This is a genomic window from Thermococcus argininiproducens, assembly GCF_023746595.1.
Classification (GTDB): domain Archaea; phylum Methanobacteriota_B; class Thermococci; order Thermococcales; family Thermococcaceae; genus Thermococcus_A; species Thermococcus_A argininiproducens.
In genome coordinates this window covers 189,456-207,723 of record NZ_CP080572.1, presented here as the reverse complement: position 1 = coordinate 207,723, position 18,268 = coordinate 189,456, and the positions used below count along the sequence as shown (strand labels likewise).

Annotated in this window: 17 protein-coding genes and 1 pseudogene; 9 read left to right on the top strand and 9 right to left on the bottom strand. The window is 38.8% G+C overall.

Annotation, left to right across the window (positions count from 1 at the left end):
• Positions 1-21 precede the first annotated feature (21 nt).
• The 4 genes from K1720_RS01060 to K1720_RS01045 all read left to right on the top strand — a co-directional run bounded on the left by K1720_RS01060 (position 22) and on the right by K1720_RS01045 (position 5,818).
• Positions 22-2,247 carry a DHH family phosphoesterase gene (locus tag K1720_RS01060; RefSeq protein ID WP_251949389.1) on the top strand — a complete coding sequence of 742 codons (2,226 nt, stop codon included), beginning with the start codon at positions 22-24 and terminating at the stop codon, positions 2,245-2,247.
• A 110-nt stretch (positions 2,248-2,357) separates the two neighbouring features.
• Positions 2,358-3,770: a V-type ATP synthase subunit I domain-containing protein gene (locus tag K1720_RS01055; protein WP_251949388.1), complete on the top strand. Its 1,413-nt coding sequence runs from the start codon at positions 2,358-2,360 to the stop codon at positions 3,768-3,770.
• Between the two features lie 9 nt (positions 3,771-3,779).
• The gene (locus K1720_RS01050; protein ID WP_251949386.1) at positions 3,780-5,390 is read left to right on the top strand and encodes a PEGA domain-containing protein; all 1,611 of its coding nucleotides are present in this window, start codon (positions 3,780-3,782) and stop codon (positions 5,388-5,390) included.
• 209 nt (positions 5,391-5,599) lie between these two features.
• Positions 5,600-5,818, top strand: coding sequence for a hypothetical protein (locus K1720_RS01045; RefSeq protein WP_251950433.1), 219 nt, complete (start codon positions 5,600-5,602; stop codon positions 5,816-5,818).
• Here K1720_RS01045 and K1720_RS01040 read toward each other — a convergent pair.
• The 4 genes from K1720_RS01040 to K1720_RS01025 all read right to left on the bottom strand — a co-directional run bounded on the left by K1720_RS01040 (position 5,815) and on the right by K1720_RS01025 (position 8,914).
• Positions 5,815-6,810 carry an asparaginase gene (locus tag K1720_RS01040; RefSeq protein WP_251949384.1) on the bottom strand — a complete coding sequence of 332 codons (996 nt, stop codon included), beginning with the start codon at positions 6,808-6,810 and terminating at the stop codon, positions 5,815-5,817. The two genes, K1720_RS01045 and K1720_RS01040, sit on opposite strands and share 4 nt — an antisense overlap.
• Positions 6,811-6,936: 126 nt before the next feature.
• On the bottom strand, positions 6,937-8,118 hold the full coding sequence (locus K1720_RS01035; protein ID WP_251949383.1) for an MFS transporter: 1,182 nt from the start codon (positions 8,116-8,118) through the stop codon (positions 6,937-6,939).
• Complete coding sequence (locus K1720_RS01030; RefSeq protein ID WP_251949381.1) at positions 8,108-8,419, bottom strand: PadR family transcriptional regulator; 312 nt, start codon at positions 8,417-8,419, stop codon at positions 8,108-8,110. The genes K1720_RS01035 and K1720_RS01030 overlap by 11 nt, the downstream gene beginning before the upstream one ends.
• A gap of 108 nt (positions 8,420-8,527) precedes the next feature.
• On the bottom strand, positions 8,528-8,914 hold the full coding sequence (locus tag K1720_RS01025) for a PaaI family thioesterase (protein WP_251949380.1): 387 nt from the start codon (positions 8,912-8,914) through the stop codon (positions 8,528-8,530).
• Positions 8,915-9,015: 101 nt separating this feature from the next.
• Between K1720_RS01025 and K1720_RS01020 the strand changes: the two genes are divergently transcribed.
• The 3 genes from K1720_RS01020 to K1720_RS01010 all read left to right on the top strand — a co-directional run bounded on the left by K1720_RS01020 (position 9,016) and on the right by K1720_RS01010 (position 10,690).
• Positions 9,016-9,651 (top strand): hypothetical protein, encoded by a 636-nt coding sequence (locus K1720_RS01020; protein WP_251949379.1) that lies wholly within the window; start codon positions 9,016-9,018, stop codon positions 9,649-9,651.
• 83 nt (positions 9,652-9,734) lie between these two features.
• Positions 9,735-10,142: a hypothetical protein gene (locus K1720_RS01015; protein WP_423837314.1), complete on the top strand. Its 408-nt coding sequence runs from the start codon at positions 9,735-9,737 to the stop codon at positions 10,140-10,142.
• Positions 10,143-10,144: 2 nt separating this feature from the next.
• Positions 10,145-10,690 carry a nicotinamidase gene (locus K1720_RS01010; RefSeq protein ID WP_251949378.1) on the top strand — a complete coding sequence of 182 codons (546 nt, stop codon included), beginning with the start codon at positions 10,145-10,147 and terminating at the stop codon, positions 10,688-10,690.
• On the opposite strand, the gene K1720_RS01005 is transcribed toward K1720_RS01010, so the two are convergent.
• Positions 10,677-11,663: an AI-2E family transporter gene (locus K1720_RS01005; protein ID WP_251949377.1), complete on the bottom strand. Its 987-nt coding sequence runs from the start codon at positions 11,661-11,663 to the stop codon at positions 10,677-10,679. The two genes, K1720_RS01010 and K1720_RS01005, sit on opposite strands and share 14 nt — an antisense overlap.
• 185 nt (positions 11,664-11,848) lie before the next feature.
• Between K1720_RS01005 and K1720_RS01000 the strand changes: the two genes are divergently transcribed.
• The gene (locus K1720_RS01000; protein WP_251949376.1) at positions 11,849-13,285 is read left to right on the top strand and encodes a hypothetical protein; all 1,437 of its coding nucleotides are present in this window, start codon (positions 11,849-11,851) and stop codon (positions 13,283-13,285) included.
• 14 nt (positions 13,286-13,299) lie between these two features.
• Positions 13,300-14,220: a hypothetical protein gene (locus K1720_RS00995; protein ID WP_251949375.1), complete on the top strand. Its 921-nt coding sequence runs from the start codon at positions 13,300-13,302 to the stop codon at positions 14,218-14,220.
• A gap of 85 nt (positions 14,221-14,305) precedes the next feature.
• On the opposite strand, the gene K1720_RS00990 is transcribed toward K1720_RS00995, so the two are convergent.
• The 4 genes and pseudogenes from K1720_RS00990 to K1720_RS00975 form a co-directional block, all read right to left on the bottom strand.
• Positions 14,306-15,115 (bottom strand): 7-cyano-7-deazaguanine synthase, encoded by an 810-nt coding sequence (locus K1720_RS00990; protein WP_251949374.1) that lies wholly within the window; start codon positions 15,113-15,115, stop codon positions 14,306-14,308.
• Between the two features lie 41 nt (positions 15,116-15,156).
• Entirely contained in the window at positions 15,157-15,732 is a 576-nt protein-coding gene (locus tag K1720_RS00985) for a hypothetical protein (RefSeq protein WP_251949373.1), read from the bottom strand.
• Positions 15,733-16,102: 370 nt separating this feature from the next.
• Positions 16,103-16,999, bottom strand: a pseudogene (locus tag K1720_RS00980) (radical SAM protein); the annotation flags it as partial.
• A gap of 294 nt (positions 17,000-17,293) precedes the next feature.
• Positions 17,294-18,136, bottom strand: a complete 843-nt coding sequence (locus tag K1720_RS00975; protein ID WP_251949372.1) for a class I SAM-dependent methyltransferase — start codon at positions 18,134-18,136, stop codon at positions 17,294-17,296.
• Positions 18,137-18,268 lie beyond the last annotated feature (132 nt).

Here is an 18,268-nt window from a genome sequence, read left to right as displayed (position 1 = left end):
AGTTTGTGAGAGGTGTGAGAGATGGTGGTTAAAGATTGTCCCGAATGCCATGGAAGCGGGAAGGTAAAGAGCGGTGAGAAAGAGTGTGAAATTTGTAATGGGTGGGGATATGTATCTGCGGATTTCAAAGTGGGGGATAAGCTTAAAGGTTATCGTAATCTTGAGTACTTCGGAGTAGAGGATGAAGTGGATGAAATTCCATGTCCTGAATGTCATGGAAAAGGTGTTGTACCTGTCTATGATACATGCCCTACATGCGGGGGAACAGGAAGAGTTTTAGCGTGTGACATCTGTGGGAAAATCAAAGAGCCTTGGGAACCTGGTATGGAGTCTTCTTGGGTATGTTCTGAGTGTGAAAGGAGATATAAAGTAGTTTATATTCTAGACAAGACCTGTGATTATGAAGATGTAGAAGTTGGGAAGGTCTACAAAGGTGTTATTGAGAGAGTGGAACGTTTTGGAGTCTTTGTAGGCCTTAATCCACATGTAACAGGTTTAATAAAGAAAAAAGATCTCCTCGGCAGACGAGAGTACAAACCAGGAGAGGAGATACTAATCCAAGTTTTGGACGTAAGGCCAGAGAAAAAAGAGGTGGATCTCATAGAGTCTGCTTTAAGACACTATAAAGAGGTCTACGTAAGAAAAGAGCTTCCAATTACAGAGATTGGAGAGTTAACCAAGGAAATGGCCGGAAAAACTATCAGGATTAGAGGGAAAGTGACTCAAATTCAGGTTACTGGAGGTCCAACAGTTTTCACGATAACCGATGGAACGGGTGTAACGTGGGCGGCTGCCTTCGAGGCTCCTGGAGTGAGAGCGTATCCAAATATTGAAGTGGGAGACATAGTTGAAATAATTGGGAAGGTTTCCTTCCATGCAGGAGAAATTCAAATAGAAACTAGCGATATGTCCCGCCTTTGGGGTCCTGATGCAGCAGAGGTTAAGAAGAAGATTGAAGAAGAGCTTAACAAAAGAGCACAACCTGCAGATGTTGGCTTTCTTATTAAAAGTGAAGTTTTAGAGAAGTTAAAGCCCAAGATTATGGAAGCCGCGTTTATAATCAGAAAGGCCGTTTTTGAAGGGAGGCCAATAATTGTGAGACATCATGCTGACACAGATGGATATACCGCTGGCCTTGCACTTGAATATGCCATCGTACCTCTTCTGGAGGAATTTTCGCCAGATCCGCAGGCAAAATGGAAGTTCTTTAAGAGAAGACCGAGCAGGGCCCCCTTTTATGAACTTGAGGACGTGCTTAAAGACATAATTTTCATGATTGAGGACCATGAGAGGTTTGGCGATCCACTTCCACTTCTTGTTATAGTAGATAACGGAGGAACAGTAGAGGATATTCCGGCATACAAGCGTATAAAGGCTTATGGGGTCCCAATAGTTGTCGTTGATCATCATGATCCGAGAGAATTCATAAGTGAAGATAAGGCGGCTGTTGATGAATATGTAGATGTTCATGTGAACCCCCACCTAGTGAAGAGGGGTTATTATGAACTAACAGCTGGTATGCTTGCTACTGAATTAGCACGCTTTATATATCCTCCAGTTGAGGAGAAAATCCGTCATCTTCCAGCAATAGCTGGAACTGGAGATAGGAGTGATGCTCCAGAGTTTGAACAATACTTGAAAATTGCGAAAGAGGTAAAAGGTCTCGAAGAAGAGGACCTCAAGAAGATAGCAGAAGTCATTGATCATGAATCATACTACTGGAAATTTATGGATGGACACGGTATCATAGATGAAATACTTCTTCTCACAGGCAATCTACAAAGGCATAGAAAGTTAATAGACTCTATCTACCCCGAGGTAGTGGAAAAGCAAGAAAAAGCATTGAAAGCGTCATTACCTCATGTTAAGAGCATTGTGCTACCAAATGGAATAAGGTTTAACACAATAGATATTGAGCTGTACGCTCCGAAGTTTGAGTATCCTGCTCCAGGAAAGCTCAGTGGACTAATCCATGACTATTTCAAAGAGCAGCATGGTGAGGATAGCCCGATTTTAACCCTTGCATATGGGCCAGACTTTGCAGTAGTTAGGGCAAGTGACGGGATGCAGGTTTATAATTTTGATTTAAATCTCATAATAAAAGTACTTCAGGAAAAACTACCTGATGCTGGGGTTGAAGGTGGTGGTCACAGCTTTGCAGGTTCAATAAAGTTCTTTGAGGGCAAAAGAAAGGAGGTTCTTGAGGAATTTGCAAAACAAGTGGTGAAATTAAAAAAGGGTTTATGATATAGTTTCTGTTTTTTTCTGTTTATCATGGTCTGATTGATAGAACAACAAAATATTTTTATATTACTTCTCTTCATTATAATCATGAGGATTATTATTGGGGGGGGCGGATGCAAAAGTGTATAATGGTGTTCGTGATTGAGATAATGTTTTTGAGTGTGTTTGTTACTGCTCAGGAACTCGGGGATTTGCAAGTTGGGAGTGAAGAGTGTGAGAGTTGCTCTTGTCGAGGCTTTGACTTTGATAGGGCTTTAAATGAGGTAAATGCAAAAATTGCAAATTTGAGCAGTGTGATTAACCAGAAAGAAGTGGAATTGTACACGCTCTATAATGAATTTAATAGGACTGGGAATATTGAGACTCTTGAAGAAATAATTAAGTTTGAGGAGGAAGTTCAGCTTTTGAGGAGTGAACTTGAGCTTTACAAGCGTCAAAGGCTTAATTTGGTATTGATTAAAAAGTATACTCGTAAAACAGCCTATTGTATTGAGGTTCTATATTACAGACTTCCTAGGGAGAGTAAACTAGTAGAGAAGTATGTTAGGGAACTCAATCCGGTTAAGAGGGATGTTAACTTGGATTGGCTTATTGCGTTTTATAGGCAAGCTAGTGAGTTGACTTTTGATGACTACATTGAGGTTGATATGAGGCTTAGGGATATACTTAAGGAGATTAAAGCTGGCAATGGTACAATCGAGGATGCATTAAGGCTTATTCGAGAGAAAAGAAAACTTTGGAGTGAAATTTACAGATACTTGGAGGAGAGAGATAAACTCCAAACAATAAAGACTCTTAGAGAACTAGGAAGACGGCAAACAATCATGAAGGCATGGGGAATAGTATCATATAGAGAGGATGAAGTTATTTATCATAGTGAGCTTGGACTCAGGTACCCTTGTACAGAAACGAATATTGATGGTACTCCATATTGTGGAGTTAACTCGCTGAAACAAGTTCTTCCGTCATATAATTATCCCGGAACACCATTTTTTGAAGATCTGACTCCAATTGCAGTGTGGGTTGGAGTGTACTCTTCAAGTGAACCAAACAGAGACTATTACTTGGGGGAATTTTGCACTTATACATTCAAAGAAGAAAGTAGATTACATGAATATTGGGAATTAGCAAGATACTACGATACCAGAGCAAAGTCTGTTCAGATAAAATACTTCTACGATGGAATGGCGTACAACCCATCCACAGGAGAATACCAAATCGCGAACTTAATATGGCAGTTTGAATGTAACTCTGCCACCAACTGCTGGGTAACAAGTTATCGACCCAGACTCCCATATCCTAACAATCCACTCACAATCCCCAATGGAGAATACGTAATTAGAGTTTTTTCAAGAGCTTTAAGGTCTAACTGTTGCAGAAGTAGCAGTTCTCATGATAATCCTTATGGATGTCATTGGTCTAATAGACATTGTGAGGCATGTTTTGCTCCAGATGACTCAGCTTCCCAAAACTTTCCACATGAAGATAGGTCTGGTTGGATCTATATTCCCCAAGAAAACAGCTGAGGGAGGTAGATGAAGCGTCTAATCTTGTTTTTATTTTCCATGCTTTTCTTCACTGGTAATTCATTTGCTTATTTAGGTTTTTGGTGGGGTTACACGTTTACTCGCAATGTTTCTGGAATTTCTGGGAATGGAAGTTTTGTGGTAGTTGGAATTAATGCCAAATGTTATTATGAATCTGAGGTAAATAGGGGAATGTATGAGGTATGTGATGGAAATGCGAGTGTATACTTCTTTAGAAATGGGGAGATTTTATGGAGTAAGGAGATGTTAGGGGATTTTATACTTTCAATTTCGTATCACAACACTACAATAGCGCTCGCCGTTCAAGAAAATTCAACTGGATATGTATATCTCATTAGGAATGATGGCAAAATACTCTGGAAAAAAGAGTGCCCATGGGTCAATAATGTTTTTGTGATGAGAAGATATGTAATTGCTGGGGATTCTAGGGGTTATGTTTATCTCTTCAATAGAGAAGGGAGATTATTATGGAAATTAAAACTTGGAGATAGATTGTTTGTAAATGGTGAATACATGATAACTGGAAGTTCAAGTAATGGTACAGTTTATTTTATTAGACTCATAGATGACAATACTAAAATGTTATGGGAGTACCAGACTAATTATGTCTACAAAGTTTTGATAGGTGGAAACAGTTCACTTGTTGTAAGCTTTGATACTTATCAAGAACTCTATTTTAAGAAAAATGCAAGTATTTTACTTTTTAGTAGAAATGGTACTCTCTTTTGGAAAAGAAAATTCAGATCACTTGTGGATGTTGAGATATCAAATAATGGTAAATACATTGGTGTCATAACTCCCTCTGAATTATACTTTTTGAATATGAACGGAAAGCTTCTGTGGAGTAAAAATATTAAAGATATCGCTGATGTTTCACTGTTTGATAAAAGTTTAATAGTTGCAACAAAGAGGGGGAAGATATATGTTTTTAATGAGAGCGGAAAGAGAGATCTCGCGTTTGAAACTGGAAAAACTATTAGGCATACCATCTATGTAGATAATCATGTAATTGCAAGTGGGAACGGGTTTTATGTTTTTAAAGCATTGTCATATGAGCCCTCAACTCTCATGATACTTGCACCCTATGGGGAAATTCATTTGAATGGTACATATATTGCAGACGCCCCTAACAACATTACTCTAGTTCCTGGAAGATATGAAGTTAGAGTGACTAGGGATGGGTGCATTAATCATGTTGAGAACATCTCTCTTGGGTCTGGAGAAGTTAAAATTGTTAAGATTAAAGGAATAGGCTATTTGAATGTATTTTCAAATGTCTCTAATGCAGAAGTTTATGTAAATGGAACAAGTGTAGGAATAGTACCTCTTTTGCAATATGAACTGCCAGAAGGTAAATATTATATTGAGGTTGTAGCTAAAGGATACAAAAATTATACTCAAGAGGTTCTCGTAGCTTCGTGTGAACACGAGGTTATTAACGCCACTCTTTATCCCCTATTTTCGAAAAACTCAGAACCAAAAATAGATAATACTTCGAACGTCCCAGAAATGGAGTCGAGTATAAGTAATAACCTACTATTTTTGGTTCCTTTATTAGTTGTTGTTATATTAATAATCATCTTAATGCACAAAAGATAGTCTTTAAATAACAAAATAATCACTGGAACGCAGAGGCGTCATCCATATGATCAACAGGAAGAGATGTCATCTTTTACCTTTTGAAAGTCCCGTCCGTGGCGAGGGGTTAACTCGTTGGAACCCTCGCCGTTCACGGCAGGGAGGGGGTCAGTCTTCATTGGACTTAAACCTTTTATATTCTTAAAGTTAACTTCTTATGGGTGGTAACCATGTACATGGCCGAGTTTAAACTTAGATATGGTTCAAGAAAATGGTATGTAAGAAGGGTCATTGAGGCTGATTCTCTTGAGAAAGCTCAAGAGCTTGCAGAGCGCTATGTTAAAGCAATTAACAAAGGGGATGTTATCTGGGAAGTTGCAGACGTATATGAGGTGAAAAAACCTCTCACGATAACCCCAGAAATGGTGGAGATGCTAGAAAAGGTTTAACCTTCTATTTCATTTACGTAGTTCGTGTGCATTATTTTTCTTACCTCTTCCACGTCTTTTGTGTGTCCAAGTGCCCACATAAGTTTTGTAACAGTTGCTTCCTTTGTCATATCTTTTGCAGGGATGATTCCAGTCTCTAATGCCTTTCGTCCTACTTCGTATTTTGTCATATCAACCCCATCGTGGATGGCTTGAGTTGTCATCACCACTGGGATTTTTGGAGCAATTTCTTTTATTTTATCCAGTAGGTTTCTCTTTCTATATGGAATACCTCCAGCCCCGTATCCTTCTAGAACTATCCCTCTATATCCTGTGTTAATGATAGCCTCTATAACCTCCTCGCCTAGTCCAGGAATGATTCTTAAAAACACAACGCGTGGATCGTATTTTATATCCAGTTGAGGCTCACCATTTGGTCTGAATTTTTCCTTGGAAATGTTATACAAAATCTTTTCACCCTTTACATAGGCAACATCGGGATAGTTTATACTCATGAAAGCGTTTAGTCCCAAAGCCCTAACTTTAGAAGCTCTGCATCCAAGCATTATTTTGTCCATGAAAGCAACGAAAACTCCTGCAACCTCCTCCATTGCAAACTTTATGGCAGCCTTGAGATTCCTGGGGGCGTCACTCCCCTTTTCTGTGATCGGTAGCATAGAACCGGTTAACACAACTGGCTTGTTAACGTTTCTTAACATGAAACTTAGCATTGAAGCCGTATATCCTAGAGTATCAGTCCCGTGGGTTATAACTATTCCGTCGTATTCGTCAAGAGCTTTGAAAACTTCCTTAGCTATAATTTCCCAGTCTTCAGGTTGTATTAAAGTGCTGTCTAGGTTCAGAACATTGGCTCTGTCTATTTTATATCCATTTCTTAGTTTTATTCCGGCTAGATTGAGAATCTCGTCCACACTAAGGACACTTTTATAGCCTGCTTCAGTCTTTGTACTTGCAATTGTACCACCGGTGCCAATGATTAAAATTCTTTTCATTCTTTGACCTCCCATTTTTGTTTGTGTACTCCTTTTTTAGTCTTTCTGACAATAGTCTTTTGAAGATGAGATGTGTTATTGTCATTTGTTTTTACTACAAATGGAAATAATAGAGAAGTGACAGGCTTAGTCCCGTACAAAGCTCACCATCAATATCATGGCAAGGGTATTAATGATTGCTGCATAGAGAAAGCCTATCTTAAGGGAATACTCTTGCCAAAGATAACCCACTATTATTGATGCAGGGAATACGAAGATCCCGAAAATGGTATGATACGCTCCAATCACAGTTCCTTTTTCAAAATCCTTTGCAAGATCTGCCATATAAGCCCTTGGGATTGTGTCTTCAATGGCTATATAAACGCCATAAAATATGAATGCCGCCAAAAGCATAGGTAGGTTTTTTGAATACGCAAATAAAAGTGAAGCTAGGGCTGCTACTCCGAAGCCAAGAGTTATGATACTTTTTTTACTGACCTTATCTGAGTAGTATCCTATGGGATATGCTGAGAAAGCATAAATTGCATTGAAAATTGCATAAAACCCGAGACCTTGGACGACAGAATAGCCAAGTTCCTTAGCCTTCCAAAGTGTAAATGCATAGCTGTATCTCCCAAGAGCCCCAAGAGCGACTATCCCTAAGAACATCCGCAAATTTCGGCTTTTAAGAGCAGATATTCCCTTTATCTTTTTCTTAACCTCTTCACCCTTGTCTTTAACCAAAAACACCACTAGTAAGATGCCTACAATACCTGGAATGGCTGAAAGCAAAAATACATATTGGTATGCTACTCGTATTGGGTAATTCTTTAGGAGAGCTAACAAACCTATTGCAACTAATGGTCCAGCCACGGCTCCAAGAGTATCCATCATTCTGTGAAAACCAAATGATCTTCCGCTTTTTCCCTTTTCACTTGATTCAGCTATAAGGGCATCCCTAGGGGCCGTTCTTATGCCTTTTCCAACTCTATCAAGAACTCTGAGAGTTAAAAAATCCCACCATGAGCGTGTAAACGCTAAAGCACCTTTTGATATTGTTGATAGTAGGTAACCAAGAGCAACAAATACTTTTCTTTTCCTAAAAACATCACTTATGTAACCAAAAAGAACTTTAAATAGTGAACTTAAACTCTCTATGAGTCCCATTATTGAACCACTTATGGCCTTTCCAATCCCAAGAACGTCTGTCAAATATGTAGGGACTATTGGTGCTATCATTTCACTGCTCATGTCATTTAAAAAACTTACAAGACCAAGGAGGAATACGTTCCAGCTTATTCCAAAGATCTTCTTTTGTTCATTGCTCATGTGGATCACCCAAGATCTCCATACAGAGCTCTTTTATTCTCTTTTTTCCTTCTTCAAGCATTTGAAGACCTTTGGGGGTTATTTCGTAGAACCTAACACGCCTGCCATTTCGTATTTCCCAGTGGCTTTTTAAGAGGCCTAATCTCTCCATTTTTTGGAGTAAGGGATACATTGTCCCAGGACTGACATTATAATCATGTTTTTTGAGTTCTTCCATCATAAAACTTCCACTTATAGGCTCTTTGCTTGCATGGTGGAGAATATGTAGACCCATAAAGCCGAGAATGAGACGTCTCATCATATCGGATCACGATATCGAGTTTCGATATTATCATATAAAAAAGTTTTGTAAGATGGAAGTTCACGTCTCCTATGGGCTGGAAGCTTCACTCTTTAGAGCGAAAGTAGGTCAGTCGAGGACATGCTTCTCTAAAACGTAGCAGTAAAACGTCCCCTCGAAAACTTTATCATTCTCTTGGTTAAAAACCTCAACGAATACTATTTTTCTCCTTCCTTGGTCTTCCGTTATTTTTGCCTTTGCTAAGAGTTTGTCTCCAATCTTAACGGGTTTGGTAAACTTTACCTCTGCCCTTCCCAGTACTACAGTGGGCTCGTTAACTGCAAGCATCGCTGCGTAGTCTGCAAGGCCAAATGTAAAACCTCCATGAATTAATCCGTATTCATCTACTCTCATTTCTTCTATGGCCTTAAGCTCAACTTCTGCGTATCCCTCTCCAATCTTTCTCACTTTTCCAACGAGATCTTTTGAAGTTAAACGGTGGGTTCTTTGTTCCATTTGTATCACCCCAGTCCATTTTAATCCACTGAAATATAAACTTTTACATTGTTGAAAAAGTTTTTAAATTTTATAGGATTTTATTATCTGAGGTGGGAAAAATGGTGTACCTTGAGCATGGTCCGGAATATGGGGCTTATCTTATCACGATAGCATTTTATTATATTGGTGGCTTGGGAATAATACTCTATGGCGCTTATCTTAATAGAAATTATTTACTCAAAAAGGAGTTTAAATTTACTGATATAAGAGGTGGCCTTTGGCCATTTTTTAAGCGTTTTCTCCCTTGGCTTTTCATAGGCCTTTTGGTTTGGTCCGTTTCAGCGTTTAAGGCAACGGACTACTATCTCTCTCTGTATTCATTCACCATGACTGAAACCCATCTAACTTCTACAGAAGTTTTTGAAGATATGAAAGTTGATGAATTTTACAGGTTTGATATCGAAGGAATTCAAAAGCTTGGTACTCCTTCAACTGGACTGTTAAAAGGTTACAAACTATTAGATTCAAAAAAGGAGGGCCTAATAGTCAGAAGAGTTGATCAGGTTGTAATCGCTCAGGGATATCCGTTTTTGCCAGTGGTAAAACTCTATATTTATGAAATGGAAGGAAAACGCGTAAAAGAGCTTAAAACAGCCTACCTTTTCTATCCCCAGTCCCCTGGCGGGAGACTCTCAGAACTCTTTGATTTCCCATTTGAAATGTTTTTCTGGGGTGGAGGTGGAGTTGGTCCGTGATATATAATCAGACTTCGTCCATTAGGGCAGGAAGGAGGTCAATTTGCAAAACTTTTTATTTTTTGAGTTCTTATTTATAATTGGTGGAATCCGTGGAAGCTTTGAGACATGCTATTCTCTATAAGGGTTCAAATGAATTCTCAAAGCCTGAGTTAATCGGCACGCTCGTGCTCAAGCTTGGTCTTATGGATTACATTGAGGCTAAAAACCTCGTTGATGAGGCGATAAAAAGAGGGATAATTGAGCAAAGAGGAGAGAAACTTATAATTAATGAAGAGGCTCTTAAAAAAGTAGAGACTCATGAAGATGTATTTGGTGAGATGATAAATTACATTGCTCAACAGTTAGGGTGGAGTCACCTTGAGGTTCTTGAGGATTTAGAGAAATTCTCTGAGAGGTACGGAGAGTTAGACAAAAAGATTCTTGGATATCTTTATGGGATTGATAAGGGAATTGATATGTCTAGATTTAAAGATAAACTGGAGGGATAGAGATGGAGGCTTTGATAATAGTTGATATGCAGAGGGATTTTATGCCTGGAGGAGCATTAGCAGTGCCAGAAGGGGACAAGATAATCCCAAAGATTGAAGATCTTGTTAAAACGTTTAAGAAAAGGGGATCACTAATAGTTGCCACCAGAGATTGGCATCCACCCAATCACGTGAGTTTCAAGGAGAGAGGGGGACCATGGCCTAGGCACTGTGTCCAAAACACTGAAGGGGCAGAGATAGTAGTTGAACTTCCCGAGGATGCGATAATAATCTCGAAAGCAGATGAGCCAGATAAAGAGGCCTATTCAGGCTTTGAAGGAACGAACTTAGCTGAAATCCTCAACGAGAGAGGAGTTAAAAAAGTCTATCTCTGTGGGGTTGCAACTGAGTACTGTGTTAGAGCAACGGCCTTAGATGCATTGAAAGAGGGCTTTGAAGTTTATCTTCTTCAAGACGCAATAAAAGGTATAAATGCGGAAGACGAAAAAAGAGCCCTAAGAGAGTTAAGAGAAAGAGGGGCAAATATTATTGATTCTACAGAGCTTTGAGTCTTTTCCACTCTTTTAATAGAGCTACTACTAAATTTAGTACTATGGGGCCGATTATTAGTCCCTTTATTCCAAAACTCCATGCTCCGCCAATCATTCCTACAAGTACCATTGTTTCATCTAGTTTTGCCTCTTTAGCCACCAATCTGGGTCTTATAGTAAAGTCAGGGAGAGGTGATACTAAAACTGCACCGTAGATTGAAAGTACTATGCCTTTAAGAAGCATCCCGCTTTTAAAGAGGTATAACGCCCCAACAAGCCATATCATCCACCCTTCGAATAGGGGAATAAAGCTGAAGAGCATGGTTAGTAATCCTAGTAGCAGGGCGGTTGAGAAGTCTGTAATCCCAAATACCCAAAACCCTAGGGTCATGAAAATCCCTTTAGCAATGTTAAGGAGGAGCCACGCTCGGATGAGGGCTTGTAAAGTAACGTCAGCTCTTTTTAAGAGCTTCTTTCCTAAGTCTTCATGCCCCCCAGGGATTAGGGCATGTATTTGTTGTTTTATCTCTTCAGAGTTTGAGAGGAAAGCGTAGAACGTTGCCAAGAAAACCACAAGCTGGAGGAGATATTTGGGAACTGAAAAGGCGTAGTTCTGAACATATTCAGTCAGTTTTGGCGTAATCTGGCTGTACAGTTTCTGGAGAACATCGTGTGTTCCGAAGGGAAGTTCAAGTTCCAGGCTCCATGAGACAAAGGTCATTATGTCCTCGTAAAAAGATATGATAAGATTTTTTATAATCAGGACAAGCTCGGCTGTTATCAAAGCAGAGATCCCAATAACGAATGCTATTAGCAGTAAAGCAGAGTTTTTTGGTGTTGTCTTCTGTATAAGACGCCTGTGAAGGGGCAGCACCGCATAGGCTAAAACTCCAGCGAAGAATATTGCTGACAGCAGAGGGCCTATTGTTTTCCATGCAAGGTAGAGGATTATAAGGGCAACAGCTCCCCATATAACTTCTTCTGTCTTCATGTGCTCTCCCTTTAATTAGATTGGGCGGAGGGGATATATTTAGGTTTCTGCTGTGTCCTTATTTTTACTATTCTAGATTTAGTTTGGATTGTTATTGTGTAATTAATGGATATTATGAAGGCAAAATGTTTTTATACTACTTTTGTTTATAGTATTATTGAGTGGTCTGTTTGAGGAGGGGGCGAATGCAAAGGTGGGTAGTGTTGTTCGTGGTTGGAGTGTTGTTTTTGAGTAGTTTTGCTTTTGCTGAAGAATTTCAGGAGGTTGAAAGAGTTCCGGTTCGCTCTGGGATTTGCAGTGCTTGCAGTTCTTGTCAGGGTTTTGATGTTGACAAGGCTTTGAGTGAGATTAACTTAAAAATTGAGAATTTGACAAGGTTGATTAATCAGAATGAAGCAGAGTTGCAAAAGCTTTATACAGAACTCAACAGAACTAAAAGCGTTGAAACCCTTGAGAAAATCGTCAAGCTTGAGGATGAGGTACAGCTTTTGAAGAGTGAACTTGAGGCTTATAAAAGGCAAAAGCTAAGCTTAGAGTTAGTTAAAAAGTATACGAGGAAAACGCCTTATGGTGTTGAGGTTCTTTATTACAGGCTTCCTAGGGAGGATGTGTTGGTTAGGCAATACATAGAGAAGGTTCATCCTGTTAGGAAAGACGTTGACTTGGATTGGCTTATTGCTTTTTACAGGCAGGGTGGTGAGCTGACTTTTGACGAGCATATTGAGACTGATATGGAGCTTAAGGAAACAATTAAGGAAATAAAAGCTGGTAATGCTACAGTTGAAGATGCTTTAGGGCTAATAGAAAAGAAGAAGCAGATTTGGGATAGAATTTATGCTTACTTAGAGGAGAGGGATAAACTGCAAACACTCAAAAAGCTTAAAGAACTTGGAAGAAAACAAATAATCATGAAAACAGCAGGAATACAGTCACTTGCCTACAACTTCGGGGGAATAAACGAGGGAAGTTCATGTTTGAGTGTAACATGTTATTTTGATTATGGAGATAAAGACACATTACCAGGAGTCAATGATCCAAGCAACGCTGAATCAGCACCGTTAGTGTATTACTCATTCTTCTACCCAGTAGCAGTTTGGGTCGGGCTTTATGATTCTAGTTCCCCTAATGCTACTAAATTCTGGGGAGAGTATTGTACTTATGAGTTTCCCTCTACTAGTACAGATGTAAAGAAGTATTGGGACTGGGCTGTAGAAAAAGCGAATTCTAGGGGGTTCTATAGCTTTAAAGATGCGGGGTCAATACAAGTAAAGCTATTCTACGATGGGTCCGCCTATAATCCAAAAGAAGGCACATATCAAGAAAGCAATATTATTTGGCAATTTGAATGCAACAAAACTGGATGTTGGGTAATAAATTATCGGTTGAAACTACTTTCAGAACCCGATTTAGGTCACTATGCCGAATACTATAAGCTTTATGTCTATGCTGGGGTATTATCCTGTTGTAAAAATGGAGATGTTGGAAGTTTTTGTAAATGGGCAAATAAACACTGTGGAGGATGTTTCGCTCCGGATGAGTCGAAATCTCAAAATTTTGTAATATGTACAAGAGATGAATATGGGAGTCAGTGTGGGTGGGATTGGATAATCAAGTTTGGTTAAACCGGGTGATTTTGATGAATAAAAAAGGATTTTTAATTTTTGTATTTTTATTTTCTCTAATTTTTTATCTTTCTCCTAAAGGCTTAATAATAGAGTCAAAAGACGCATCAAATCGTAGTTTTGAGGACTATAACGCTCTCTTTAAACAGTGCCCGTTTGAAGTGAAAGTCAGTTCCTACCAGTATCGTCTTGCCCACTACGTGAGTTTCACTATAGTTGGGGGCAATACAATTTTGGCTAATTTTACATTGGAGGGTGTTACTGGTGAGTATCTTTGTCTTTCGGATGGAATCCTGCTGTACGCTTATTATCCGGGTGATCCTCTTGGAGATACTTCGATGTTGTTTTTGGACTACAACCTTACTAAGGTATGGGAGAGAAAATTTAGTGGCATGACTTTACCTCAATACTACGAAAATGACACTCTTTTCTTCATTAAGCATGGAAGTTATGAGCAAGGAGTTAAATCCTGTATCTATGTGGTAAATGCTACTACTGGAGGGGTTATCACTGAAATATGTCCCAGCATTCCGGGAGGATTCGTAATATCCAATGTCAAAATTATTGAGGATGGGCTTTATTTTGTAGCAACATATGTTGAAACTAAATTTTTATGGGTTAGAACCAATGGAGACTTGTATCTTATCGAAGAAAGTAATGTTAGAAAAGCTCGTGTTGCAAGCATTGATGGTAGTGCCCTTGGCGCAGGCTTTTGGGTTGATGCGAATGATAAATACGTTGCTGTTGCCTACTTCCTTGCGAATGAAGGGGGAAAGCAGAAAAATGGGCTTTGTGTCTTTACAAGCAAACATTTGGTTAAGATAGCATGCAAAAGGCTTGACAAGACTCCAGATGCCATGAAGCTTGAAGATAGAATGGTTTACATAAAATTTAGAAATGGAAGCGTTGGAACATATAAAATAATCGCCCCTTAAAATAATTGAGGTTATAGCAGTGTTTTCGTTTCAAAAAGGTAGTTAGGATGTGAAGGTTTCAAGCTCAAAATAATTGCTTCAAATCCTAAATATTCAAACATTTGTAAATCTTCCTTTCAATTTCTTCAGGAACTTCTGGTTTGCTGATCTTTTTTAGAGCTTTTTCCTTACTGATCAATCCGTACCTCACCAGTGCTGCTATCCTCCGCATCTCAAAGCTGTAGCCGTGTTTCTCATAATATTTCTTGAGAGCAGGTCCTAGAACAAGGCAATTTGTTGTATAGCCCGCTAACTCTGGAAACTTGAAGGGGAGTTTTTCAAGAATCTTAAACCTTTCTTTCTCTGTCATAAGGCTTAACAGCCGGATCTGAATAATTCCATCACTCATTAATCTGTAGGGGTGATGACCAAAGGGAAGTTCATGCCCTGTGATTATATACTTGATTCCCTTTTTTAGAGCATATTTTCTAAGTCTTCTCATAGTTCTGGATGAACATTTCCTACATGGGGACTTAGCTTTGAGGAATGCTTCTTTAAAGATATCAGAGTAATCATATCGGAGAATGGTTAAAGGAACATCTAAGTACTGGGCTATTCTTTTAGCATTTGCTATAGCCTCTTTTGCTATGAAGCCATGATCAACCATCACAGCCTCAGCTTCAATGTTATAAAATTCTTTTGCAAGATAAAGAGCAACAGTGCTGTCTTTTCCTCCAGAAAAAGCGACTATTGCCCTATCTACATTTGCCATTAGTGCTTCTAGTTCTCCCCTTATCTTATTCTTATCAGGCTTATGGGCGAGATAGTGTATGCATTCTTTGCATAGAGGCTTTCCATCTACAATTCTGATCTTTGCTGTTCTTTCATCATATATGCAAAGTGAACATTTGAGCATGGTTAAAGAGAGATTTAGAAGTTTAAAAATTTCTGGGATGTTCAGATTTTAAGAATGTCTCTAATCCTGTATCTTCTGAGAAGTAATGTTAAACTGACTACGAGACCTACTGCATTTGCCTTTATAAGTGATATTGCAAAGTTATTGTAATCGTAGGGGGTGTGAATATCGTATTCAAGGCGTAGGTATGTCATGTTGCCTGTTTTATTTAAGACTGGTCTTAGGGATTTCTGTGAAGTTTCAATTGGCCAAGTAATGAGACCTCCCGCTTCTTTTACAAACTCTTTGTATTCCTTACTCTTCACAAAGATTTCAAACACTCCTCTTTTCTCGTTGCATGAAGCATCCTCTGCTATTAGGGGCCTATACTTTTGGAATGCTTTTGTTAGTCTCTCTGCATCCTTATAATCCTGAATAAAGACATGTGCATAATAACTCCCATTTGGTTTATAGAAATACGATTCATTTAGTCTGATGTATTTAAGAGCTTCGCATGCTTTATTAACTGTTCTTGTATGAAAATGATAATCTACAATAAATCCAATGTTTATCATCCCAAGCAACATCAGAATGATGATAACGATTCTTGCCAAAACTTCATGTTTTACTATCGTCATGAGTTCCCATTAAGCAATTTTTAGACCTCAAGTATTTATATTTTTTGAAAATCTCGTCCTTCAGGGCAGGGTAGGCCACCAAACTGCTGAAAATTAAAAAGATATTTGTTTCTGAAACTCTCGTTCTTTAGGAAGAAAGATCAACAAAGTACTTAGTATAAAGTTCTCTTGCTTCTTTCTCCGTAGTGCCCTTTATTAGTATTTTTCCACTTTTAAAGACGATTATCTCAGCTCTACCATCCGAGAAGCGCACATGATCCTTTCTGAATTTATAGGGAATATTTAAACGTTTTAGCTTCAAAACAAGTTCTTTAAGGCTTATCTTGCTTAAATTCATTCTAAACGCTCCATCACAGGTCTCTTCAAGCTCAACTCTTTTCCTCTTTACTATTGGGGCAACATCTCTTCCGATTCTCTTTGCGCTGAAGAGTGTAAGGGGATCCATAGTTCTGTAAATGGCCAGTTGGCAACCACTTATTCTAACGTCAATATATTTCTTTGCTTCCATGGCAGTTTTTAGATATTCCTTTATGCTTTCTGCTTTTTCAAAGTCAAGCCCTGCTTTTTTTAATCTTTCTTCGTTAAGTTCATGAATTGTCAAAGGTTGAAGCATCATTTCATCTATGCCTAGAGAAGCTGCTAATTCTGCTATTTTTGGAATATCTTCATCGTTTATACCTGGCATAAAGATAGTTCTTACGATAGAACGAACGCTCTTATCCCTTCCCACTATCCTAAGGGCATTCACGACTTTATCAAAGGTATCAGAATTGGTTATCATTTTATGCTTCTCCCTTGAAGCAGCATCCAAACTAATCATCACCAAATCAAAATCAAGCTTTTCCCACAGTTCTTCCGTTAAAAGTGAGCCATTTGTTTGTAAATCCAATCTCGCATTTGGAAATCTTTCACGGAGCATCCGGTTAACTTCTATTATTTTCGGACTTATGAGGGGTTCTCCATACTGGGAAACTGTAATTGCATATGGGTTTTCCCATCCATAATAACCTGACTTTGGTGCTTTCCCCAGCTTTAGGGCCACATTTGAGTAACAAAAGATACAGTCGTGATTGCATGCTGGAGTAAGCTCATAACTCGGATGGTGAACGGGATTTTCTATACTCAAATCTAGCCCTTGGCACCCTATACAATGAGTGGGAGGTACTAAATCATCCACGAATTTTTTTAATAACCTAGCCTCTCTATTTTCCAAAATTTGGGGTTCTACACCCATTTTTCTCGCAAATTCTTCCCAGCTATATTTCATTCTCTCACCGAAGAAACCTTATAGAAAAGCATTAAAAAGTTGACGTTTTTGATGAGATGGTGGTTTTATTTTGGGTGGGAAAACTTCTTCCGAGAGGGAGGGGGATGTAAACACTTTAAAGGGGGGGGCACTGAAAAGTTTAAATGCTCTTGCTGGTAGTAATGAGTGGTTTGACAATTTGAAAAGTAGCCGGCGATTCACCCGTTGGAACCCTCGCCATTCAAGGCGGGGAGGAGGTCAGAATAGAAGAGGATGAAAAAGGGTGTTATACTATCTTTGCCACTTGTGAAAGCTCTATTTCTTAAACACTTTAACGTCTAAAACAACATGCCAAACTCCTGGAGCATAACGCTTTAGTATTCTACTTTCTAAGAGCTCTGTTTCATATCCCTGTTCATTGGCTATTTTTTGAAAAGTTGCAAAGGGTTCTCTTGGCATCAATCTCTCTGGGATTGTGTTATGGTAGTGGATTATTGCTTCATTTTTTGCTATCTCTAAAGCCTTTGGAATAAATTCGTGAGTTTTAACAACGTATCCCATGAGGATTCTATCCGCTATATTCTCTCCTTTAAATTCACGGTTATCTATGTTATATGCGGTCATTCTGTCCTGAACTCTGTTAAGTTCAATGTTCTCAACTAAAAACTGGAATGTGTAGGGGCTTTTTTCAATGGCTATTACCCTGGCTCTACAGTGTTTTGCTATTGGTAAGCTTAAATGGCCAATTCCTGCGAACATGTCGACCACTAATTCATTTGAATTGGCTATGCTTGCCATTCTAACCCGTTCTTTTACATTGGCTGGAGAAAACATAACTTTGGAAGCGTCGAACTTATATAGAATACCGTTTTCCTTGTGTATTGTTACAGGATCATTTCCATAGATTATCTCGTAGTTTGTCTCTCTAAACTCTCCACCTATCCTTCCTTTTCTTAAGACGGTTTTAACACCTAGGACCTCTGCATAGACTTTTGCTATCTCCTTCTTGTACGGGAGGAGTTCTTCCCTGAGAGGGAGAATTAAAACGTCTCCTAGCTGGACCCAATGTTTTGGGAGGAGGTTAACTAGCTCTGAAGGGAGTTTTCTACTTAGTATCTCTCGTATCCTAGGTTTTATAAGCTGGGTTCTCTTTGGCATCAGAGGGAATTTGAAAGGGGGTTTATATTGTTTTCTTTATTTTGTTCTCTGGCAGGGAAGAAAAACAAAACTTGGATATAAATTGGTCATTTCGGCAAAAAACGATAGAAAAAGCTTAAAAAGAAGGGTTCC